This window comes from Mycolicibacterium pulveris (assembly GCF_010725725.1).
GTDB classification, from domain to species: domain Bacteria; phylum Actinomycetota; class Actinomycetes; order Mycobacteriales; family Mycobacteriaceae; genus Mycobacterium; species Mycobacterium pulveris.
Genome location: NZ_AP022599.1, coordinates 1,715,854 through 1,736,807 on the forward strand (window position 1 = coordinate 1,715,854; position 20,954 = coordinate 1,736,807).

Consider the following 20,954-nt stretch of genomic DNA (forward strand, 5'->3'; position numbering starts at 1 on the left):
AGCGTCCATACACGGGAGTGCACGCCCAGTGCGCTGAGAGGACGGGTGGGCCCGTCGACCGTACGAACCTGACCGGGTAATGCCGGCGTAGGGAGATGACTCAAATGGCGCTGTCGAACAATGCTGCGGCTACTCCGTCCGTCACCACCGGCCCGATCGCGGGCAGCACCAAGATCTATCGGGAACTCGAGGACGGCGCGCGCGTGCCGTTTCGGAGAGTGAACCTCTCCAACGGTGAACACTTCGACCTGTACGACACCTCCGGCCCGTACACCGATCCGACCGCCGACATCGACCTGCATCGGGGCCTTCCCCCGCGAGCGGGTGTCGTGCGCGACCGCGGCACCCAACTGCAACGCGCCCGCGCCGGCGAGATCACCGCGGAGATGGCGTTCATCGCCGCACGCGAAGGTGTGCCTGCCGAGCTGGTGCGCGACGAGGTCGCCCGCGGGCGCGCGGTGATTCCCGCCAACCACAACCACCCCGAGGCCGAGCCGATGATCATCGGCAAGGCGTTCGCGGTGAAAGTCAATGCCAACATCGGTAATTCGGCGGTGACCAGTTCCATCGCCGAAGAGGTCGACAAGATGGTCTGGGCCACCCGGTGGGGCGCCGACACCATCATGGACCTGTCCACCGGCCGCGACATCCACACCACCCGGGAGTGGATCCTTCGCAACTCGCCGGTGCCGGTCGGCACCGTGCCGATCTATCAGGCGCTGGAGAAGGTCAACGGCGACCCGACCGCGCTCACATGGGAGTTGTACCGCGACACCGTGATCGAGCAGTGTGAGCAGGGCGTCGACTACATGACCGTGCACGCCGGGGTGTTGCTGCGCTACGTTCCGCTGACGGCGCAGCGGGTCACCGGCATCGTCAGCCGCGGCGGCTCGATCATGGCCGCCTGGTGCCTGGCCCATCATCGGGAGTCCTTCCTGTACACGCACTTCGAGGAGCTCTGCGAGATCCTGGCCCGCTACGACGTGACGTTCTCGCTCGGCGACGGGCTGCGGCCCGGATCGATCGCGGACGCCAACGACGCCGCCCAGTTCGCCGAGCTGCGCACGCTCGGTGAACTGACGAAGGTTGCCAAATCCCATGGCGTGCAGGTGATGATCGAAGGGCCCGGCCACGTGCCGATGCACAAGATCGTCGAGAACGTGCGGCTCGAGGAGGAGCTGTGCGAGGAAGCCCCGTTCTACACGCTCGGCCCGTTGGCCACCGACATCGCACCGGCCTACGACCACATCACCTCGGCGATCGGCGCGGCGATCATCGCCCAGGCCGGCACCGCGATGCTGTGCTACGTCACCCCCAAGGAGCACCTCGGGCTGCCCGACCGCAAGGACGTCAAGGACGGCGTGATCGCCTACAAGATCGCCGCCCACGCCGCCGATCTGGCCAAGGGGCATCCACACGCACAGCAGCGCGACGACGCGCTGTCGCGTGCCCGCTTCGAGTTCCGGTGGAACGACCAGTTCGCGTTGTCGCTCGACCCGGACACCGCACGCGAGTTCCACGACGAGACCCTGCCCGCCGAACCGGCCAAGACCGCGCACTTCTGCTCGATGTGCGGCCCGAAGTTCTGCTCGATGCGCATCAGCCAGGACGTCCGCGAATACGCCGCCATGCAAGCCGGAATGGCCGAGAAGTCGCGGGAATTCGCCGAACACGGCAACCGCGTCTATCTTCCACTGGCATGAACCAGCGATTTCTGCCGGTGCCTGCCCCCGGCACGACGCCGGTGCGGGTGATGACGATCGCGGGATCGGACTCCGGCGGCGGCGCCGGCATCCAGGCCGACATGCGCACGTTCGCCCTGCTCGGCGTGCACGGCCTGGTCGCGGTCACCGCGGTGACCGTGCAGAACTCGGTGGGCGTCAAAGGATTTCACGAGGTGCCGCTCGACATCATCGCGGGCCAGATCGAGGCGGTGGCCTCCGACATCGGGTTGCAGGCCGCCAAGACCGGCATGCTGGCGTCCTCGGCGATCATCGACACCGTGGCCGACGTGTGGCGCGGGCAAGGCCTTTCGGGCAGCGTGCCGCTGGTGGTCGACCCGGTGTGCGCGTCGATGCACGGTGACCCGCTGCTGCATCCCAGCGCGCTGGATTCCCTCAAGCACCAACTGTTTCCGTTGGCCACGCTGGTGACGCCCAACCTCGACGAGGTCCGGCTGTTCACCGGCATCGAAGTCGTCGACGCGGCAACCCAACACGACGCCGCGCGCGCACTGCACGGTCTGGGACCGCAGTGGGCGCTGGTCAAGGGCGGCCACCTGCGCACGTCGTCGCACAGCGCGGACCTGCTGTACAACGGCACCGACTTCTTCGAGTTCGACGCGACGCGCATCGACACCGGCCACGACCACGGCGCGGGCGACACCCTGGCCGCCGCCACCGCCAGCGCGCTGGCCCACGGCCACTCCGTGCCCGACGCCGTCGAGTTCGGCAAGCGCTGGGTGACCGAATGCCTGCGCGCGGCTTATCCGCTGGGGCAGGGGCACGGACCGGTGTCGCCGTTGTTCAGACTGTCCCGATGAACCTCGAGCAGATCGCGGGCGTCGCACACGCCCCGCAAGCCACGCCGACGGGCGTGGTCGTGCTCACCCACGGGGCGGGCGGGAGCCGGGAGTCCCCGCTGCTCATCCGCGTCTGTGAGGAATGGGCGCGCCGGGGTTGGCTGGCGGTGCGCTACAACCTGCCCTACCGGCGACGCCGCCCGAAGGGCCCGCCGTCGGGGTCGGCCAAGGCCGATCAGGCCGGCGTCGCGGAAGCCGTCGCCGCGGCCCGCGCCTTGGCCGACGGCCCGGTGATCGCGGGTGGGCATTCCTACGGCGGCCGGATGACGTCGATGGTGGTCGCTGACCGGCACGCTGACGTCGACGTGCTGACGCTGTTCTCCTATCCGTTGCACCCGCCCGGCAAGCCCGAGCGCATGCGCACCGAGCACCTGCCGCGCATCGCCACGCCGACGGTGTTCACCCACGGCAGCTCGGACCCGTTCGGCAGCCTCGACGAGTTGGCGACCGCGGCGAAGCTCATCGACGCGCCCACCGAGGTCGTCGAGATCACCGGGGCCCGCCACGACCTCGGCTCGAAGTCAGTCGATGTGGCGGCCATGGCCGTCGATGCGGCACTACGCTTGCTGGCGTGACCATGCCGCCGGGCCAGCCGCCCGAGTACGGACCGCCCCCGTCGCCATACGGACAGCAGCCGTATCCGCCGCCTCCCCCGCCGCCGTACTCGCCGCCGCCCGGCGGTTACTACCCGCCGCCGAACCCGAAGTCGAAGTCCAACAAGGTGCTGCTGATCGTGCTGGGCGTCGTCGTCGGGCTGATCGTGCTCGTGGTCGGCGTCAGCATCGCGTTGTTCCTGATCATCGGCAAGGACACCGTCACCGCGACGGACGTCAAGGTGGGCGACTGCCTCAAGGAGATCCCGGCCGGCGGCCGGGTCCTGACGGTGCAGACCACCTCATGTGACGAATCCCACGCCGGTGAGGTGTTCGCGGTGCTGCTGATGCCCGACGGGGAGTTTCCCGGCCAGAACGCCATCGACGACTACGCCGAAAAGTGCAGTCCCGAGTTGGCCAGCTATTCGCCGGCCGCGATGGAGGACGACACCATCCAGATGTTCGTGCTCTATCCCACCGCCGAGACCTGGGCCCAGGGCGATAGGGCCGTGACCTGCATCGCCACGCTCGATCCGCCGCGCACGGGAACCATCAAAGGTTGAGGTACCGTTTTTCACATGACCAGGCACTTCGACGCGGTGATCGTCGGCGCGGGCTTCGGCGGAATCGGTGCGGCCATCCAGCTCAAGCGGTTGGGCTACGAGAACTTCGTCATCGTCGACCGTGAGGACGACTTGGGCGGCACGTGGCACGTCAACCGCTACCCGGGGCTGGCCGTCGACGTCCCGACCACCACGTACTCCTACTACTTCGAGCCGAACCCGAACTGGTCGCGGCTGTTCTCCACCGGCGACGAGATCAAGCAGTACGCCGCCGACGTCGCCGACAAGTACGACGTGCGCAAACACATGCGCTTTCGCACCGTGGTGCAAGGCGCCCGCTGGGACGAAGACGCCAAGCTCTGGCAGGTGACCGTCAACGACGGCGAGGTGCTCAGCGCCCGCTACCTGATCACCGCCACCGGCTTCCTGTCCCAGCCGAAGATCCCCGACATCCCCGGCATCGACACCTTCGCGGGCCGCGTCATCCACACCGCCGATTGGGATGACGACTACAACCCCGACGGGCAGCGGATCGCCGTCATCGGGACCGGCGCCACCGCGGTGCAGCTCATCCCCGAACTGGCCAAGACCGCGGCCGACCTGACCGTGTATCAGCGCACCCCGATCTGGGTGGTGCCCAAGATAGATCTGCGCATCGGGCCGCGGACGAAGCGGTTGTTCGCCCGGTTACCTATGACGCAGCGCATCCTGCGCTGGCTCACAGACTCCATCTACGAGTGGATGGTCACGATCGGGGTCGTGCACTACCGGACGTTCCGCGGCCGGGGCAACATCTCGGCCGCCGACCTGTCCAAGCTGCATCGCTTCCTCACCATCCGGGACAAGGAGCTTCGGCGCAGGCTCACTCCGGACTATGAATTCGGTTGCAAGCGACCAACTTTCAGCAACGATTACTACCGAGCCTTCACCAGACCGAATGTGCACCTGCAGGACATCGGGATCGACCACGTGCAATCCGACGGCATCGTGGGCAAGGACGGCACCAAGAACACCATCGATACCATGGTGCTCGCTACCGGGTTTGATCTATGGGAGGCCAACTTCCCGGCCATCGAGATCATCGGTCGTGAGGGCCGCAACCTCGGAAAGTGGTGGCGCGAGAACAGGTTCCAGGCCTACCAGGGCGTGTCGATACCGTACTTTCCGAACCTGCTGAGCCTGGCCAGCCCGTACGCCTTCCTCGGACTGAACTTCTTCAACACGATGGAATACCAGATGCGGCTGATGGACCGGCTGTTCCGGGAGCTGCAGGCGCGCGGTGCGAGCATCTTCGAGGTCACCGAGGAAGCCAACACCCGCTACCTGGGCCGGATGACCGAGTTGCTCGGCAATTCACTGTTCACCTTGGGCAATTGCGCATCGGCGCGGTCCTACTACTATGACCCGGCCGGGGAGCCGACGCTGCTGCGGCCCACCACCACCGATACGGCGCTCAGGGAGGCCTCCGAGTTCCCCCTGAGCGACTACGTGATCAGCTAAGAGGAGTTGCCTTGGCCGAGAAGAAGAATTCGCCCGGCGCCACGCTGGCAGGTCTGGCGCTGGCCGGGGCCGGGGTGGCACACTTCGCCAAGCCTGAACTGTTCGAGTCGATCACCGAACAGGCGTTCGCGAGCAAGAGCCGCGAGCTGATCTACATCAACGGCGGCATCGAGACCGCGCTGGGCCTCGGGCTGGCCGTGCGGAAGACCCGCAAGCTGGCCATCGTCGGCGCGGTCGGCTACCTGATTTACCTGGCGGGCAACGTCGCACGTAACCGGTAGCGGCCCAACAACGTAAGGTCGAGCAGCCGCTGCAACATCAGGTGGCTCTGCGGCGAGTTGTCGTAGCGGGTCAACCGGCCCAGATCGATCACCAGCGACATCGCCGCGTGCACGGCGAACCGCGCCTGCCCGGGTGTCCACTCCGGGCGCACCGCGACCACCAGGTCGACCCATGACTCCACGGTGGCGCGCTGCATGTTGCGCAGGATCTTCTGGTCGGCCGCGGTCATGTTGAGCCGCTCGGTGTAGTACACGTAGTCCAGTTCGGGCTGGTCGAACGATCGCTCGACATAGGAATCGATGATCGCGGTCAGCGCGTCCTCCGGGTCGGGGTTGGTGCTCGTGATCGTCGCGACTTCGGCGGACAACCGGTCGGCCGCGCGCCGGAACGCGGCCGCGAGGATGTCGCTCTTGCCCGAGAAGTACCGATAGATCCCGGACGCCGGCATGCCGACGGCCGCGGCGATCTCCTCCATGCTGGTCTCGCGGTAGCCCTTGACGTTGAAAAGCCACATCGACTCGGTCAACAGCGCTTCGTACTTCGACGAGTCGGTCCCGGTCCGCACCCGGGGCGCAGCCGCGGCTTCCGAAAGGTCGGGCAGGTCGGTGGTCAGCACCGCCTGCGCGAGGTCGGCCAGCAGCGCGCGGACCTGGACGGCAGGCAACTTGGCCCGGTGATCGACGATGCTGCCGATCACCGATAGCGCCGCAATGGACAGCGTCCATCGTTGCCGCGAGGAAAGGCCCGGACGAATCACGTTGAGCGGACGCTGGATTCGATGGTTCACGACACGCATTTGTGCGATCAGCGTGGCCTGGTCGTCGCCGCGCAGGTACCGGCCCTCCCACCGATACAACCCGCCGGAGATCCGGTTGCGCATCGAGGTGTCGATGAGCGCCCGGATCAACCGGTCGAGCAGATCCCGCGGATCGTCGAGCTCGACGTCGTCGGCGAACGTCGTGCAGTCCACCAACTGCTGCCCCAGGCTCAGCACCGCGTCCCGAAACAGCTCGTACTTGCTCGCGTAGTGGCGGTACAGCGCGGCGGCGGAGATGTTGACGCGCGAGGCGATGGCCTCCATGCTCACGCCGTAATATCCCACCGCGCTGAACGCCTCGGCCGACGCCTGCGCGATCTGGGCCTTGCGGTCCTTCGGCCGGCGCCGCACCGCGTCAGGGCGGGGTGGACCGCTGGGCGACATGGCCTTCACGATAACCGACGTTACGGACACATATCTGCCGACTTCGCCTTGAAATTATCGGCAAAGCCCTCGCGGCAGAAAGAATACTCATTAACATAAAGGAGGTGTTGGACGCGCTGCGGAAGGTACTGGGCTTCCGGGTGACGGTCGGCGAGTTGATCGTGGTGGCGCTGGTTGTCGGCACCCCCTACCTGGTCGTCGGCGTCTTCTGGTCCAGCACGCACACCGAACATCTACAGCACATGGACGGCGTCGACCTGGCGGTTTCCTATCTCGGCTCGATCGTATCGTGGCCGGTGCTGCTGTTCTCCGACGTTTGCATGACCTGAACGGAGGCCTTTTGAGCCAGCGGCATCACCGCCTCGCCTATACCGGCATCATCGCCGCGCTCCTGTTGGGCATCGGGTTGTTCGCGATGAACTTTCCGGTCTTCCTCGACGCCTATGACCGGTGGGGCTTCCAGATCAAATGCGGGACCGGTTACGTCTCCGATCTGTCGCAGGCCGCCGCGGTGGTCGGCGACGCCGACTACGTCGACGAATGCGAAACCGCGCTGCTGACCCGTCGCCTCTGGACGATCCCGCTGGCGGTCGTCAGCGGCCTGGTGCTGCTGGGCGTCGCCGTCGCGTCGGCGACGACGTCGGTGCGCGATTCGCTGGTACCGCACCGCGACGAAAGCTGACCTAGCATTTCGGGGTGAGCACGCCGGAGCGCCCCGCGCTGCACCGGCGGCTGGGCACCGTGGACGCGGTCACCATCGGGCTCGGCTCGATGATGGGCGCCGGCGTCTTCGTCGCCTTCGCCCCCGCGGCCGCCGCCGCAGCATCGGGCCTGCTGATCGGGCTGGTGATGGCCGCCGTCGTCGCTTACTGCAACGCCACCTCATCGGCCCGGCTGGCTGCGCGGTATCCGCAGTCCGGCGGCACCTACGTCTACGCCAGGGAACGGCTCGGCGCGTTCTGGGGCTACCTCGCGGGGTGGAGCTTCATCAGCGGTAAGAGCGCGTCCTGCGCGGCGATGGCGCTGACGGTCGGGTACTACCTGTGGCCGGACTGGGCGCACGCGGTCGCGGTGGCCGCGGTGGTGGCGCTGACGGCGGTGAACTACGCGGGCATCCAGAAGTCGGCGCTGTTGACCCGGGCGCTGGTCGCGGTCGTGCTCGCGGTGCTGGCCGGGGTGGTCGTGGTCGTGATGGGACTCGGCGACGTCGACGCCGCGCGGCTGGCGTTGCGCGATGACTTCTCCGCGGGCGGCGTGCTACAGGCCGCCGGGCTGTTGTTCTTCGCGTTCGCCGGCTATGCCCGGATCGCCACGCTCGGCGAAGAGGTGCGCGACCCGGCCAAGACGATCCCGCGCGCCATCCCGATCGCGCTGGGTATCACGTTGGTGGTGTACGCCGCCGTCGCGGTCGCCGTGCTGTCCGAACTAGGCAGCCAGACACTGGCGTCGGCGACGGCGCCGCTGGCCGACGCGGTGCGCGCGGCCGGGTACCCGGCGGTGGAGCCGGTGGTGCGTGCCGGCGCGGCCGTCGCGGCGCTCGGCTCGCTGCTCGCGCTGATCCTCGGGGTGTCGCGGACGGCGCTGGCCATGGCACGCGACGGACACCTGCCCACTGCGCTTGCCGCGGTGCACCCGCGCTTCGGCAGCCCGCACCGCGCCGACATCGCCGTCGGCGCCATCGTGGCCGTCGTCGCGGCGGTGGTGGACGTCCGCAGCGCGATCGGGTTCTCCTCGTTCGCCGTGCTGGTCTACTACGCGATCGCCAACGCCGCGGCGTTCACGCTGGGGCGCAAGGTGATTCCGATCGCCGGGATGATCGGCTGTCTGGTCCTGGCGTTCGCACTGCCGGGCCCTTCGGTGCTCGCGGGCGTATCCGTGGTGCTGGTCGGCGCGCTGGCCTACCGTCTTACAGCGTGAATCCCCTGACGTGGACGACGGTGGCGGCCCCACCGGACACGGATTTCGTGGTCGCCCCCGATGAGCGGCTGAGCTGGTCGCGCACCGTCGGGATCGGCGCCCAGCACGTCGTCGCGATGTTCGGTGCCACCTTCCTGGTCCCGGTGCTGACCGGGTTCCCGCCCGCGACCACGCTGTTGTTCTCCGGCGTCGGCACGATGCTGTTCCTGCTGATCACCGGCAACCGGCTGCCCAGCTACCTGGGCTCGAGTTTCGCCGTGATCGCGCCGGTGACCGCGGCGGTGGCCGCCGACGGCACCGGCAGCGCGCTTGGTGGGCTGGTGGCGGTCGGGGTCGCGCTCATCGTCATCGGGACGGTGGTGCACGTGGTCGGCACCCATTGGATCGACGTGACGTTGCCGCCGGTGGTCACCGGAACGGTCGTGGCGTTGATCGGCTTCAACCTGGCGCCGGCCGCCAAGGCCAACTTCGAGAAGGGACCCGTGGTGGCGATCGTCACGCTGGTGCTGCTGGTGGGAACGCTGGCGTTCTTCCGCGGCATCGTCGGACGTATGGCCATCTTTGTCGCGGTGGTCGCCGGCTACCTGCTGGCGTTGCTGCTCGGCGACGTCGACACCTCGGCCATCAAGGCCGCACCGTGGCTGGGTCTGCCCGAATTCCATTCGCCCACATTCACGTTGGCTGTCCTGCCGATGTTCCTCCCCGCGGTGATCGCGCTGGTCGCCGAGAACATCGGCCACGTGAAGTCGGTCGCGCAGATGACCGAGACCGACCTCGACCCGGTGATGGGCCGTGCCATCGCGGCCGACGGCGTGGCCACGACGCTGGCCGGGTTCGGCGGCGGTTCGGCGACCACCACCTACGCCGAGAACATCGGCGTCATGGCGGCCACGCGGGTCTACTCGACCGCGGCATACTGGGTCGCCGCGGCGATCGCGATCGCACTGTCGCTGTGCCCCAAGGTGGGTGCGGCGATCTCGGCGATCCCCGCCGGTGTCCTCGGTGGCGCGACCGTCGTCCTGTACGGGCTCGTCGGCGTGATCGGCGTGCGGATCTGGTTGACCAACCGCGTGGACTTCTCCGACCCGCTCAACCAGATGACCGCGGCCATTCCACTGATCATCGGGATCGCCGACTTCACCTGGCACGCCGGTGATCTGACGTTCACCGGCATCGCGCTCGGCTCAATCGCCGCGCTGCTGGTGTATCACGGCATGCGGCTGCTCGGGTTTCGGAAGGCTAGCGGGCGCCCCGCTGCCGCTGCGCCTGAGCCGGAACCCCGTTGACCCCTTCGATCGACTGTGCGTAGGTCGCGACGGCGAACGCCGCGGCCGAACCCATGACCGCGAGCGCATCCCGGTTGATGTTGGCGACGGTGTCGCGTCGGGTGCGGTAGTTCGGATCGAAGGCGATGCCGGCGTGTCCGCCCCAAAGACGTTCCTGCGCTTCGGACTTGCGCTGCGACGAGCCCGTGGTCAAACCGCCGATCGGGATACCCGCGCTCAGGAACGCGTTGTAGTCGGTGATCCTGCTCAGCGGCATGTCGGCGGGCCGCACGCCGGCCGAGTAGAGGTAGCCGGCGAGGGTGCGCTCGATGCCTGCCGATCCCTCCGGCACCGCGTGGACCGGGATGTCGGGGTTGAGCTGCGCCGACTGGTCGCCGTCGTAGGTGAAGTAGCCCGCGTTCGACGACCCGATCATGTCGACGTCCAGGTACAGCGCGATCTGGCTGAGCTGTTCGGTCGACAGCCCGCGCAAGTAGCTCGTCGCGCCCTGCAACCCGTTCTCCTCCGAACCCCAGAACGCGAACCGCACCGCGTTGGTGGTGCGCGGCTGGGATCCCAGCGCCGACGCGGTCTCCAGCAGCGCCGCGACGCCTGAGCCGTTGTCGTTGATGCCGGGGCTGGCTGCCGAGCTGTCCAGGTGCGCCCCGGCCATGACGACGTTGTCGGTGGCGCCGGTGTTGGTCTGTGCCAGCACGTTTCGTCCCTTGGCCATCACCGGCTTGTCATCCAGTACCAGCGTCACGCGGGCGGTGGTGCGACGCAACGCCGCGTTGGTGGCCGCGTCGATGACACCGACCGGCACGGTCAGCCCGCGGTAGTAGCCCGGGGTGAACAGACCCGACGGGGTGCGGCCCGCTTCGCTGACGACGAGAAGGCCGACCGCCCCCTCGGCGACGGCCACGTTCTGCTTGTCGACCACGGAGCACCCGGTGTCGTCGACGACCGAGATCGCTCCCTTGACCGAAACCCCGTCGTAGTCAGACGTGCGGCACCCCGCCGGCCGCCCCGGCCGCAGCGTGATCGCCTTCAACCCGCCCGGTGGGGTGCTGATCAGCAGCGACGCTTGGTCGACGTGGTGCTCGCGGCCGTTGACCGTCAGTGTCGGGTCGCCGCCCTCCACCCGGTCGAGCCGCTCGTACTCCGGGGTTTCGACGTCAAAACCCTTGTCCCGCAGGAACTGCGCGACATAGTCGACGCTGGCGGACAATCCGGTCGTGCCCTGCCCGCGGTTGCCGTCGTTGGCGTCGGCGATCTCCTGCAGCTTCTCCAGGTGGGTGTACATCCCGTCGGCGGTGACCGCGGCGGCCAGCGCGCGGGAGAACTCAGCCGGCGACGGCCCGTCGTCGCCGTTCGAGCACGAGACCAACACCGCGACCGCCGCGATGAGCGCCGCCCACCGCATCACGATTCCAGCGCATGACGGGTGCGGTCCTCACGGATCGGAATGCCGTTGCGCCCGCCCTGGTCCTGCGAGTAGATCCCGATGGCGTACGCGACGCCCTTGCCGTTGATCTCCAACGCGGTACGGCTGATGTGCTCCAACGTGTCCGAGGCCTTGTGGTAGTTCGGGTCGAACGGTTGGCCCGCCCGGCCGCCCCATCGTTGCGCCTGCTGCTCGGTCATCTCCGCTTCGGCGCCCGAGAACAGTCCGCCCGCAGGGATACCGGCGAGGGTGAAGCTGCTGTAGTCGGACCGGCCCTCGAAGTTGATGTCGGCGGGTGACTTTCCCGCCTCGTCCAGATAGGCGACCAACGTGCGCTCGATACCCGCCGACCCCTCGGGCACCCGCGGAACGGGCTGGTTGTGGTCGGGCGGCGCGGACTGATCGCCGTCGATGGTGAAGTACCCCGGGTTGGGCGATGCGATCATGTCGAAGTTCAGATACAACGAAATGTCCTTGAGCTCATCGACGCTCAAGGATGCCACGTAGTCGCTGGATCCGAGCAGGCCGTTCTCCTCCGCGCCCCAGAACCCGAACCGCACCGCGTAGTTGACGTCGGGCGAACTGCCCAACTGCAGCGCGGTTTCCAGCACCGCGGACACCCCGGAGCCGTTGTCGTTGATCCCGGGCCCCTCGGGAACGCTGTCCAGGTGCGCACCGACCATCACGACGTTGTCGGTGGCGCCGGTTGTGGTCTGGGCGATGACGTTGCGGGTGCGCTCGATGTGCACACCCGCGTCGAGGACGAGGGTGGTCTGGCCCGGTTCGGCGCGCAGCCGCTCACCGACGGCCTTGGTGACGCTGACGACGGGGATCTTGACCTCGGTCTGCTCGCCGAGCGTGCCGCCCATCTCGTCACCGTCCTCGTTGTTGGCGACGACCAGCGCCACCGCCCCGCGCTCGGCGGCGGCGCTCTCCTTCTCGAAGAACGGGCAGGTCCCGCGGTCGACGAGCACGACCGCGCCGGCGACCGGGAGCCCGTCGTAGTCGGACGGCGTGCATCCGGGTGAGTCCTCGACGCGGGCGGGCACCAGCGGGCCCGAGACGCCTTCCGGCGGGGTGCCGATCGTGAAGTTCAGCGGCTTGGCGGCGATGGTGGCGCCGCCGACCGTGAGCGACGGCTCCTCGGCGAACGGTATCCGCGCCTCGAACTCGGGGGTCTGGACCTCGAATCCGTTGTCCTGCAATGTGTTCACCACATAGTCCACACTGGCGTCGTAACCGGGGGTGCCCAGCGCGCGGTTGCCGCCGTGCCCGTCGGCGATCTCCTGGAGCTTGGTCAGGTGCGCCCACATCGCGTCGACCGTCACCCGGTCGCCGAGCGTCCGCGCGAAGTCGGTGGCTGCCGCGCTCGGCCCGGCGGGCGTGGACGGTGTCGGCTTCTCGCGCACGTCGCGGCCGCATCCGGCCAGGACCACCACGGCGACGGCCGCCAGCGCGACCAGTTTCGACGACAATGTGTGCCTCATCGCCCACCACGTTAGCGGCAAGCTCTGACGCCGCGCCTGTTACGGAAGAGACGGGCTTGACGCCCGTGCCCAGAACCGTTTCGGAATCCGTCCGGCCTGGCGGGCCAGGTATCCGGCGGTGACCGCGGCGGCCATCGCGGCGGCCATGGTGGGCGGATCGTCGGCGCGGGTCACCGCGGATGCCAAAAGTACCGCGTCGCAGCCGAGTTCCATCGCCAACGCGGCGTCACTGGCCGTCCCGATGCCGGCGTCGAGCACCACCGGAACCGAAGCCGCCGCGACGATCATCTCGATGTTGTGCGGGTTGGCGATTCCCAGCCCGGTGCCGATAGGCGAACCAAGCGGCATCACCGCCGCGCAACCCGTGTCCTCGAGGCGGCGGGCCAGCACCGGGTCGTCGTTGGTGTAGGGCAGCACGACGAAGCCGTCGTCGACCAGCTGCTCGGCCGCCTTGACCAGCTCCACCGCGTCGGGAAGCAGCGTGCGCTCGTCGGCGATGACCTCGAGCTTGACCCAGTCGGTTTGCAGCGCCTCGCGGCCGAGCTGCGCGGTCATCACCGCCTCGGCGGCGCTGCGGCAGCCAGCGGTGTTGGGCAACGGCGAAATGCCCAGCCGGTTCAGCAGATCCAGCACGCCGGTGCCGCCCTCGGCGTCCACCCGGCGCATCGCCACGGTGGTCAGCTCGGTTCCGGAGGCGATCAGCGCCTCTTCCAGCACCGCGAGGTTGGGCGCACCGCCGGTGCCCATGATCAACCGGGAACCGAACTCACGGCCGGCGATCGTCAGTTTCGTATCAGCCACCTTGCACCGCCGTCACCACTTCCAGGCGCGCACCGTCGGTCAGCGTGGTGTCCCACGCCGAGCGCGGCAGCACCGACCAGTCCAACGCCACCGCGATGCCCTTCTCGGGAAAGCCGAGGCGGGCCAACAGCGCGGCGATGGTCGTTTCCGGGTCCACCTCGACCGCTTCGTCGTTGACGGTCACTTTCATCTACTCGCTCCGAGACCTGCTCCAACTGTCACTTCGAGTTCGGCGGCGATCCGCTGTGCGGTCCACGGCGCCAACAGGAATCCGTTGCGTCCGTGCCCGGCGGCCACCAGCGTGCGCTCGTCGAGGCGCTTCACGATCGGCATCCCGTCCGGCGTCATCGGACGCAGGCCCGCCGAGACCTCGGCGAGCTCGTACTCGCCGAGCGCGGGCATCACCGCACACGCGTCGTCGAGCAGCTCGCGCACGCCGGTGACCGACGGTGCGGTGTCGCGACCGTGCTCGTACTGCGTCGCACCGACGACGACGCCGTCCGCGCGGGGCACCAGGTAGACCTGCCTGCCGTGCACCCGGGCGCGCACCACACGCTGCGGCACCGGCATACAGCCGCGCCGCCAGCGCAGCCGCAACACCTCGCCCTTGACCGGCCTGATCGGCAGCCCCGGCCAAAGCGCGGGCGCGTCAATCCCGTTCGCGATCACCACGGCGTCGGCCTGCACGTCGCCCAGCTGCAGCGCCGGCGCAGCCCACTGCACCCCGAGCTGTTCACAGCGCGCTTCCAACGCCGTGACGACCGCCCGATTGTCCACGGCCAGTTCGGTTTCCGCGCACAGGCCGTGCCGGATGCTCTGCGCAAGCATCGGTTCGACATCGCGGGCGCACGTGGTCACGGTGATCGGATGCCCCTGGGCCTCCAGCCATTCCCCGACCCGCTTGAGATCGGCGACGTCGGCGCGGTCGACGGCGACCACCAGCGACTCCCGCGCGGTCACCACGGTCTCGGGCAGCCTGTCGAGGAAGCCGTCGTGCCACAGCGCCAACGACTCCAGCCCCAGCCGCAGCAGCTCGTCCTCGCCGGGCCAGCCCTCACTGTGCGGGGCCAGCATGCCGCCGGCCACCCACGACGCGCCGCGCTCCTCGGTGCGGTGCACCCGGACCGCCCACCCGTCCAACGCGGCGCGGCGGGCGACGGACAGCCCGATGACGCCGCCGCCGATGACCGCCAGCGACCTGCCGTTGTTTCCTGAAGCCAAGATCCCTCCCTTCGCCGGCATGACCCGGATCAGGTGTGACGGTAAGGGCACGGCGGGCCCACTCTCAGTCCCCGGTCCCGGGACTCCCGTGTCGCGCCATCCACCCTACTCGCGGCCCGCCGCGCCACCCCGCGAGTGTGTCGTTTCATCCGCGCCACGCCGGCGGCGGCGGATCAGGACGCACAGTCGCGGGCGGACAGTCCGAGCCGCTACGGTTCGCCCTGTGGACAACCGCCGTGACCGTCTTGGCGCCGCGTCGCTGTACCTGTGCACCGACGCCCGGCGTGAGCGTGGTGACCTCACCGAATTCGCCGATGCGGCGCTGGCCGGCGGCGTCGACGTCATCCAGCTGCGCGACAAGGGCTCACCCGGCGAACAGCGGTTCGGCCCGCTGGAGGCGCGCCAGGAGCTCGACGCGCTGGCCACGCTCGCCGAGGCGGCCCGCCGCCACGGCGCGCTGCTGGCGGTCAACGACCGGGCCGACATCGCCAGGGCCGCGGGCGCCGACGTGCTGCACCTCGGCCAGGACGATCTACCGTTGGCCGTCGCGCGCGCCATCATCGGCCCCGGCCCGCTGATCGGCCGGTCCACCCACGACCCCGACCAGGTGCGCGCCGCCGTCACCGAAGCCGTCGACTACTTCTGCGTCGGGCCGTGCTGGCCCACCCCGACCAAACCCGGCCGCCCCGCCCCCGGCCTGCCGCTGGTCCGTGCGACCGCCGAGTTGGGCACGGACAAACCGTGGTTCGCCATCGGCGGAATCGACGAGCGGCGGGTCCCCGAGGTGCTCGAGGCCGGGGCGCGTCGCATCGTGGTGGTGCGGGCCATCACCGCCGCCGAGGACCCCCGCGCGGCCGCACAGCGGCTGAAAGCCATGCTCAGCGCTGCGGGTTGACCAACAACGGGATCGACTCGGTCAGCGTGCGCAGCCGCTCCCAACTCGCGGCGAAACCCGGATGCAGCGGCAGCTCGCTGACCTGCGCCACGGGCACCCAGCGCAGCTCGGCGCTCTCCCGGTTCGGGATGGTCTCCAGCTGTTCGGGCGCGTCGGCGATGACGGTGGTGTAGCTCCAGTACGCGCCGCCCGCGCCGGTCACCTCCGCGGTGACGACGGTGGTGCGCACCGTGAGGTGCTCGGCGGCCAGCCCGGCTTCTTCCTGTGCCTCACGGACCGCGGCCTCCTCGGCGGTCTCGTGGCTGTCGCGAGCGCCGCCGGGCAGGCCCCAGGTGCCGCCCTGATGGCTCCACGCCGCGCGGTGCTGCAGCAGCACCGCGGCCGCACCGTCGGGATCCGGGGCCCGCAGCAGCAAGCCGGCCGCTCCGAATCTGCCCCAGAAGGCGGCGCCGGTGTCCGACACCACCCAGCCGTCACCGTCGCCACGCACGCGATCAGAATACGGACGCGCGCGCTTCCGCAACCTCTTAGACTTCTTTTATAGGGTTGAGCGGTCGGGAACCATAGCCGGAAAGCACCGATTTAGATGAGGTCCGCGCGCACGTGACTGTGGAGTTGGCGCACCCGTCGACCGAGCCGCTCGCATCGCGGTCGCCGACCACTTCTGCCCATCCACGCTGGTGGTTCTTCTGGACCACGCCGGGCCGCATCCTGACCATCGGGTTCGTGTTGTCCGCGCTCGTCATCGCCAGCGCCTTCGGCACATCGACGACCATCAACGACCGCCAGCAGGTGCTGATGCGGGTGCTCAACCACACCGAGCCGCTGGCGTTCGCGGCCGGGCAGCTCTACACCACGCTGTCGGTCGCCGACGCCGCCGCGGCCACGGCGTTCATCGCAGGCGCCGAACCACAAGACGTCCGGCAGCGCTACGAACAGGCCATCACCGACGCGTCGGTGGCGGTCACCCGCGCGTCCAGTGGACTGACCGACGACGACATGATCCAGCTGCTCGGCCGCATCAACGCCCAACTCTCGGTCTATACCGGGCTGGTCGAGACCGCGCGCACCAACAACCGCTCCGGCAACCCCGTCGGCTCGTCGTACCTGTCGGAGGCGTCGGCGTTGATGCAGACCCAGATCCTGCCCAATGCCCAGCACCTGTATGAGCAGACGTCGGGGCTGGTGGACGCGGAAACATCGGCGTCGACGCGGATTCCCGGGCCGGTGATCCTCGTGGTGCTCGCGACGTTGTTGTTCGGGGTGTTCGCCAACCGCTGGTTGGCGCGCCGGACCCGGCGGCGGATCAACATCGGGTTCGTGGCGGGCGGGCTGGCCGTCTCGATCATGCTGATCTGGGTGGGCACCGCGCTGATCCTCTCGACCGCCGACAGCCGCAACGCGAAAGACACTGCGGCCCAATCGCTCAAGACGATCACCAACCTCGCGATCACCGCGCAGCAGGCCCGCGCCGACGAGATCCTGTCGCTGATCCGCCGCGGTGACGAAACCGTGCGCAAGCAGTCCTACTATCAGCGCATCGACACGATGGCCGAGCAGCTGTCGGAGTATCTCGCGCGCCCAGACGCGATCGCCAAGACCGACCTCGCCGACGCCGAACAGCTGCTCAGACGGTGGCGGGCGGCCGACGACCGGATCAACGCCTACATCAGCGTCGGCAACTACCAGGCCGCCACCCAGGTGGCGCTGGGCACCCGCGAGGACGACTCCACGCCGGCCTTCAACCAGCTCGACGAGGCGTTGAGCAAGGCCATCGAGGAGAGCCGCAGCCAGTTGCGCAACAACATCGTCAGCGCCCACCGGGTGCTGTCAGGAGCGACGGTGGGCGCCGCGGTGCTCAGCATCGTGGCCGCGGTGTCGGTGGCGCTGGGGTTGTGGCCGAGGCTTAGCGAGTACGGATGATCGAGTACGGATGATGTTGAGGAAGTTCGGGGTTCTGCTGGCCGCGACGGCACTGCTGTCCGGCTGCGGGCAGGCGACGTCGACGACCATGACGCCGGGGATCACGTTGGCCCCGCCCACCCCCGCGGGCATGGAGGAGATGCCGCCGCAACCGGTGCGGGTACCGGAGGCGACCGAAGACGACTGCGACCGCACGGCGAGCCTGCGGCCGTTTCCCACCAAGGCCGAGGCGGATGCCGCGGTGGCCAACATCCGGGCGCGCGGGCGGCTGATCGTCGGGCTCGACATCGGCAGCAACCTGTTCTCGTTCCGCGATCCGATCACCGGTCAGATCACCGGGTTCGACGTCGACATCGCCGGTGAGATCGCGCGCGACATCTTCGGCACCCCATCTCAGGTGGAGTACCGGATACTGTCGTCGGCCGACCGGATCGAGGGGTTGCAGAAGAACCAGGTCGACGTCGTCGTCAAGACCATGACGATCACCTGCGAACGCAAGAAGCAGGTCAACTTCTCGACCGTCTACCTGAACGCCAACCAGCGGATCATGGCCCCGCGCGATTCGGCGATCGCGCAGCCGTCTGATCTGTCCGGTAAGCGGGTATGCGTGGCGAAGGGCACGACCTCGATGCGGCGGATCCAGGAGATCACCCCGCCGCCGATCATCGTCGGCGTGGTGGCATGGGCGGACTGCCTGGTCGCGCTGCAGCAGCGGCAGGTCGACGCGGTCAGCACCGACGACTCGATCCTGGCGGGGCTGGTGTCGCAGGATCCCTACCTACACATCGTGGGGCCCAGCCTCAACGAGGAGCCCTACGGAATCGGGATCAACAAGGAGAACACCGGGCTGGTGCGTTTCGTCAACGGGACGTTGGAGCGGATTCGCCGCGACGGCACGTGGTACACGTTGTACCGCAAGTGGCTCACGGTGCTCGGCCCGGCGCCGGCACCCCCGGTCGCGAGGTATTCGGACTGATGGCCGAGACGCGGCACGACGACGTCGAGGGGGACCGGCCGGCCACCGAAGAGCCGACCGTCGGGACGCAGCCGGCCAGCTTCGACGACATGGGCCTGGATTCGGGTTCGACGCTGCGGCCGATGGCCACCCAGGCCGTGTACCGGCCCCAATTCGACGACGACGACGAAGACACCGACGCCGGCGACACCGAACCCCACGAGCACACGACGGTGAGCACGGCGCTGTCGCCAACCCGCCGCCTCGGCGGCGGACTGGTGGAGATCCCGCGCGTGCGCGCCAAGGACCCGCTGTCGGCGTTGATGCGCAACCCGGTGGTCGCCGAATCGAAGCGGTTCTGCTGGAACTGCGGACGCCCGGTCGGTCGTGCCACCGCGGACAGCCCCGCGTTGTCGGAGGGCTGGTGCCCGCACTGCGGCAGCGCGTATTCGTTTCTGCCGCAACTGAGTCCGGGTGACATGGTCGCCGACCAGTACGAGATCAAAGGTTGCATCGCGCACGGCGGTCTGGGCTGGGTGTATCTGGCGCTCGACCACAACGTCAACAAGCGCCCGGTCGTGCTCAAAGGCCTGGTGCACTCCGGCGACGCCGAGGCGCAGAAGATCGCGATGGCCGAACGACGGTTCCTCGCCGAGGTGACCCATCCGGGAATCGTCAAGATCTACAACTTCGTCGAGCACGAGGACAACCACGGCAACCCGGTCGGCTACATCGTGATGGAGTACGTCGGCGGCACGTCGCTCAAACCGGCACGGGGCGAGAAGCTTCCGGTCGACCAGGCCATCGGCTACATGCTCGAGATCCTGCCCGCGCTTGGCTACCTGCATTCGATCGGGCTGGCCTACAACGACCTCAAACCCGAGAACATCATGATCACCGAGGAGCAGCTCAAGCTCATCGACCTCGGCGCGGTATCGACCATCAACTCGTTCGGTTACCTCTACGGCACACCGGGATTCCAGGCGCCCGAGATCGTGCGCACCGGCCCGACGGTGGCCACCGACATCTACACGGTCGGGCGCACGCTGGCAGCGCTGACATTGAAACTGCGCACCCGCAAGGGCCGCTACGTCGACGGGCTTCCCGAGGACGATCCTGTTCTGGCCGAATACGATTCGTTCGGCAGGTTGCTGCGCCGCGCCATCGACCCGGATCCGCGGCGACGGTTCGGCAGCGCCGAGGAGATGTCCGGCCAGCTGCTCGGTGTGCTGCGCGAGGTGGTCGCCAGGAACACCGGCACCCCCAGACCCGGCTTGTCCACGGTGTTCTCCCCGACGCGGTCGACGTTCGGGATCGATCTGCTGGTGGCCCACACCGACGTCTATCTCGACGGCCAGGTGCACTCGGAGAAGTTGACCGCGCAGGAGATCGTCAGGGCGCTGCCGGTGCCGCTGGTCGACCCGACCGACGTGGGCGCGACGGTGCTCTCGGCCAGCGTGTTGAGCGAGCCCGTGCAGACGTTGGACCAGTTGCGCGCCGCGCGGCACGGGGCGCTGGACTCGGAGGGGATCGACCTGTCGGAGTCGATCGAGCTGCCGCTGATGGAGGTGCGGGCCCTGCTCGACCTCGGAGACGTCGCCAAGGCCACCCGCAAGCTCGACGACTTGGCCGGCCGGGTGGGGTGGCGCTGGCGGCTGGTGTGGTTCCGTGCGGTTTCCGAACTTCTGACAGCCGACTACGTCTCTGCCACAAAGCATTTCACCGAAGTGCTGGACACTCTTCCCGGCGAGCTGGCGCCGAAGCTGGCGCTGGCGGCCACCGCCGAGTTGGCCGGTTCCGACATCGAGGAGTCGTCGGAGCGCACGTTCTACAACACGGTGTGGTCGACCGACAACGGTGTCATCTCGGCGGGGTTCGGGCTGGCCCGTGCCCAAGCGGCGGCAGGTGACCGAGACGCGGCGGTCAAGACGCTGGACCAGGTGCCCGCGATGTCGCGGCATTTCACCACCGCGCGGTTGACCAGTGCGGTCACGCTGCTGTCGGGGCGGTCGATGAGCGAGATCACCGAGAAGCACATCCGGGACGCCGCCCGTCGGGTCGAAGCGCTGCCCGACACCGAACCGCGCGTGCTGCAGATCAGGGCGCTGGTGTTGGGCACCGCGATGGACTGGCTGGCCGACAACCCCGACAACACCGCGAGCACCAACCACATCCTCGGCTTCCCGTTCACCAAGCACGGCCTGGCGCTCGGGGTCGAGGCATCGCTGCGCGCCCTGGCCCGCGTCGCGCCCACCCAGGCGCACCGATACGCGCTGGTCGATCTGGCCAACAGCGTGCGCCCGATGAGCACGTTCTAGTTTGCTGA

Annotated in this window: 21 protein-coding genes and 1 riboswitch; of the genes, 14 read left to right on the top strand and 7 right to left on the bottom strand. The window is 68.6% G+C overall.

Going from position 1 to position 20,954, the window contains the following annotated elements; all coding sequences use genetic code 11:
• Position 1: 1 nt before the first annotated feature.
• Positions 2 to 110: riboswitch (TPP riboswitch) on the top strand.
• The 6 genes from thiC (at position 105) to G6N28_RS08535 (ending at position 5,518) form a co-directional block, all read left to right on the top strand.
• Positions 105 to 1,703 carry a phosphomethylpyrimidine synthase ThiC gene (thiC, locus tag G6N28_RS08510; RefSeq protein ID WP_163899367.1) on the top strand — a complete coding sequence of 533 codons (1,599 nt, stop codon included), beginning with the start codon at positions 105 to 107 and terminating at the stop codon, positions 1,701 to 1,703. It overlaps the preceding riboswitch by 6 nt.
• Positions 1,700 to 2,542: a bifunctional hydroxymethylpyrimidine kinase/phosphomethylpyrimidine kinase gene (gene thiD / locus G6N28_RS08515; RefSeq protein ID WP_163899369.1), complete on the top strand. Its 843-nt coding sequence runs from the start codon at positions 1,700 to 1,702 to the stop codon at positions 2,540 to 2,542. Before thiC ends, thiD begins: the two co-directional genes overlap by 4 nt.
• Positions 2,539 to 3,156 (top strand): alpha/beta hydrolase family protein, encoded by a 618-nt coding sequence (locus G6N28_RS08520; RefSeq protein ID WP_163899371.1) that lies wholly within the window; start codon positions 2,539 to 2,541, stop codon positions 3,154 to 3,156. Before thiD ends, G6N28_RS08520 begins: the two co-directional genes overlap by 4 nt.
• Positions 3,153 to 3,737, top strand: a complete 585-nt coding sequence (locus G6N28_RS08525; RefSeq protein WP_163899374.1) for a septum formation family protein — start codon at positions 3,153 to 3,155, stop codon at positions 3,735 to 3,737. The genes G6N28_RS08520 and G6N28_RS08525 overlap by 4 nt, the downstream gene beginning before the upstream one ends.
• Before the next feature lie 15 nt (positions 3,738 to 3,752).
• Positions 3,753 to 5,237 (top strand): flavin-containing monooxygenase, encoded by a 1,485-nt coding sequence (locus G6N28_RS08530; protein WP_163899376.1) that lies wholly within the window; start codon positions 3,753 to 3,755, stop codon positions 5,235 to 5,237.
• Between the two features lie 11 nt (positions 5,238 to 5,248).
• Positions 5,249 to 5,518, top strand: a complete 270-nt coding sequence (locus G6N28_RS08535) for a DoxX-related protein (protein ID WP_163899378.1) — start codon at positions 5,249 to 5,251, stop codon at positions 5,516 to 5,518.
• Here the strand turns inward: G6N28_RS08535 and G6N28_RS08540 are convergent.
• Positions 5,485 to 6,720, bottom strand: a complete 1,236-nt coding sequence (locus tag G6N28_RS08540) for a TetR/AcrR family transcriptional regulator (protein WP_163905990.1) — start codon at positions 6,718 to 6,720, stop codon at positions 5,485 to 5,487. The two genes, G6N28_RS08535 and G6N28_RS08540, sit on opposite strands and share 34 nt — an antisense overlap.
• A 104-nt stretch (positions 6,721 to 6,824) precedes the next feature.
• Between G6N28_RS08540 and G6N28_RS08545 the strand changes: the two genes are divergently transcribed.
• Genes G6N28_RS08545 through G6N28_RS08560 form a run of 4 tightly spaced genes read left to right on the top strand, consistent with a single transcriptional unit; the run spans position 6,825 to position 9,923 of the window.
• Positions 6,825 to 7,049, top strand: coding sequence for a hypothetical protein (locus tag G6N28_RS08545; RefSeq protein WP_163899380.1), 225 nt, complete (start codon positions 6,825 to 6,827; stop codon positions 7,047 to 7,049).
• Positions 7,050 to 7,060: 11 nt separating this feature from the next.
• Positions 7,061 to 7,402 carry a hypothetical protein gene (locus tag G6N28_RS08550; protein WP_163899382.1) on the top strand — a complete coding sequence of 114 codons (342 nt, stop codon included), beginning with the start codon at positions 7,061 to 7,063 and terminating at the stop codon, positions 7,400 to 7,402.
• Positions 7,403 to 7,416: 14 nt separating this feature from the next.
• Positions 7,417 to 8,637 carry an APC family permease gene (locus G6N28_RS08555; protein ID WP_163899384.1) on the top strand — a complete coding sequence of 407 codons (1,221 nt, stop codon included), beginning with the start codon at positions 7,417 to 7,419 and terminating at the stop codon, positions 8,635 to 8,637.
• Positions 8,634 to 9,923 carry a uracil-xanthine permease family protein gene (locus G6N28_RS08560; protein WP_163899386.1) on the top strand — a complete coding sequence of 430 codons (1,290 nt, stop codon included), beginning with the start codon at positions 8,634 to 8,636 and terminating at the stop codon, positions 9,921 to 9,923. Before G6N28_RS08555 ends, G6N28_RS08560 begins: the two co-directional genes overlap by 4 nt.
• Here G6N28_RS08560 and G6N28_RS08565 read toward each other — a convergent pair.
• From G6N28_RS08565 to thiO, 5 genes are read right to left on the bottom strand one after another with little or no spacing between them, the layout of a single operon-like run.
• Complete coding sequence (locus G6N28_RS08565) at positions 9,877 to 11,325, bottom strand: M28 family peptidase (RefSeq protein WP_163905992.1); 1,449 nt, start codon at positions 11,323 to 11,325, stop codon at positions 9,877 to 9,879. The genes G6N28_RS08560 and G6N28_RS08565 overlap by 47 nt on opposite strands.
• Positions 11,325 to 12,833 (bottom strand): M28 family metallopeptidase, encoded by a 1,509-nt coding sequence (locus tag G6N28_RS08570; RefSeq protein WP_163899388.1) that lies wholly within the window; start codon positions 12,831 to 12,833, stop codon positions 11,325 to 11,327. The genes G6N28_RS08565 and G6N28_RS08570 overlap by 1 nt, the downstream gene beginning before the upstream one ends.
• Positions 12,834 to 12,872: 39 nt before the next feature.
• A complete protein-coding gene (gene thiG / locus G6N28_RS08575) occupies positions 12,873 to 13,634 on the bottom strand; it encodes a thiazole synthase (protein WP_163899390.1) in 762 nt (253 codons plus the stop codon).
• Complete coding sequence (gene thiS / locus G6N28_RS08580; protein WP_163899392.1) at positions 13,627 to 13,824, bottom strand: sulfur carrier protein ThiS; 198 nt, start codon at positions 13,822 to 13,824, stop codon at positions 13,627 to 13,629. Before thiS ends, thiG begins: the two co-directional genes overlap by 8 nt.
• Positions 13,821 to 14,876 (bottom strand): glycine oxidase ThiO, encoded by a 1,056-nt coding sequence (gene thiO, locus G6N28_RS08585; RefSeq protein ID WP_163899394.1) that lies wholly within the window; start codon positions 14,874 to 14,876, stop codon positions 13,821 to 13,823. The genes thiS and thiO overlap by 4 nt, the downstream gene beginning before the upstream one ends.
• A gap of 202 nt (positions 14,877 to 15,078) precedes the next feature.
• Here thiO and thiE point away from each other — a divergent pair, with 202 nt between their 5' ends.
• Positions 15,079 to 15,750, top strand: coding sequence for a thiamine phosphate synthase (thiE, locus tag G6N28_RS08590; protein WP_163899396.1), 672 nt, complete (start codon positions 15,079 to 15,081; stop codon positions 15,748 to 15,750).
• Here thiE and G6N28_RS08595 read toward each other — a convergent pair.
• A complete protein-coding gene (locus G6N28_RS08595) occupies positions 15,734 to 16,240 on the bottom strand; it encodes an NUDIX hydrolase (RefSeq protein WP_163899398.1) in 507 nt (168 codons plus the stop codon). The two genes, thiE and G6N28_RS08595, sit on opposite strands and share 17 nt — an antisense overlap.
• Before the next feature lie 113 nt (positions 16,241 to 16,353).
• Between G6N28_RS08595 and glnX the strand changes: the two genes are divergently transcribed.
• The 3 genes from glnX to G6N28_RS08610 are packed head-to-tail and all read left to right on the top strand — an operon-like array spanning position 16,354 to position 20,946.
• Complete coding sequence (gene glnX, locus G6N28_RS08600; RefSeq protein WP_163899400.1) at positions 16,354 to 17,673, top strand: protein kinase G-activating protein GlnX; 1,320 nt, start codon at positions 16,354 to 16,356, stop codon at positions 17,671 to 17,673.
• Between the two features lie 10 nt (positions 17,674 to 17,683).
• Positions 17,684 to 18,649 carry a glutamate ABC transporter substrate-binding protein gene (locus tag G6N28_RS08605; protein ID WP_407664943.1) on the top strand — a complete coding sequence of 322 codons (966 nt, stop codon included), beginning with the start codon at positions 17,684 to 17,686 and terminating at the stop codon, positions 18,647 to 18,649.
• Entirely contained in the window at positions 18,649 to 20,946 is a 2,298-nt protein-coding gene (locus G6N28_RS08610) for a serine/threonine-protein kinase PknG (protein ID WP_163899402.1), read from the top strand. The genes G6N28_RS08605 and G6N28_RS08610 overlap by 1 nt, the downstream gene beginning before the upstream one ends.
• The last annotated feature ends 8 nt before the right edge of the window (positions 20,947 to 20,954 follow it).

What these genes read in the sequence shown, in the direction of transcription:
- thiC (WP_163899367.1), top strand. Translation starts at nt 105, where the DNA reads ATGGCGCTGTCGAACAATGCTGCGGCTACTCCGTCCGTCACCACCGGC.
- thiD (WP_163899369.1), top strand. Translation starts at nt 1,700, where the DNA reads ATGAACCAGCGATTTCTGCCGGTGCCTGCCCCCGGCACGACGCCGGTG.
- G6N28_RS08520 (WP_163899371.1), top strand. Translation starts at nt 2,539, where the DNA reads ATGAACCTCGAGCAGATCGCGGGCGTCGCACACGCCCCGCAAGCCACG.
- G6N28_RS08530 (WP_163899376.1), top strand. Translation starts at nt 3,753, where the DNA reads ATGACCAGGCACTTCGACGCGGTGATCGTCGGCGCGGGCTTCGGCGGA.
- G6N28_RS08540 (WP_163905990.1), bottom strand. Translation starts at nt 6,720, where the DNA reads ATGTCGCCCAGCGGTCCACCCCGCCCTGACGCGGTGCGGCGCCGGCCG.
- G6N28_RS08565 (WP_163905992.1), bottom strand. Translation starts at nt 11,325, where the DNA reads ATGCGGTGGGCGGCGCTCATCGCGGCGGTCGCGGTGTTGGTCTCGTGC.
- G6N28_RS08570 (WP_163899388.1), bottom strand. Translation starts at nt 12,833, where the DNA reads ATGAGGCACACATTGTCGTCGAAACTGGTCGCGCTGGCGGCCGTCGCC.
- thiS (WP_163899392.1), bottom strand. Translation starts at nt 13,824, where the DNA reads ATGAAAGTGACCGTCAACGACGAAGCGGTCGAGGTGGACCCGGAAACG.
- thiO (WP_163899394.1), bottom strand. Translation starts at nt 14,876, where the DNA reads ATGCCGGCGAAGGGAGGGATCTTGGCTTCAGGAAACAACGGCAGGTCG.
- G6N28_RS08605 (WP_407664943.1), top strand. Translation starts at nt 17,684, where the DNA reads ATGATGTTGAGGAAGTTCGGGGTTCTGCTGGCCGCGACGGCACTGCTG.
- G6N28_RS08610 (WP_163899402.1), top strand. Translation starts at nt 18,649, where the DNA reads ATGGCCGAGACGCGGCACGACGACGTCGAGGGGGACCGGCCGGCCACC.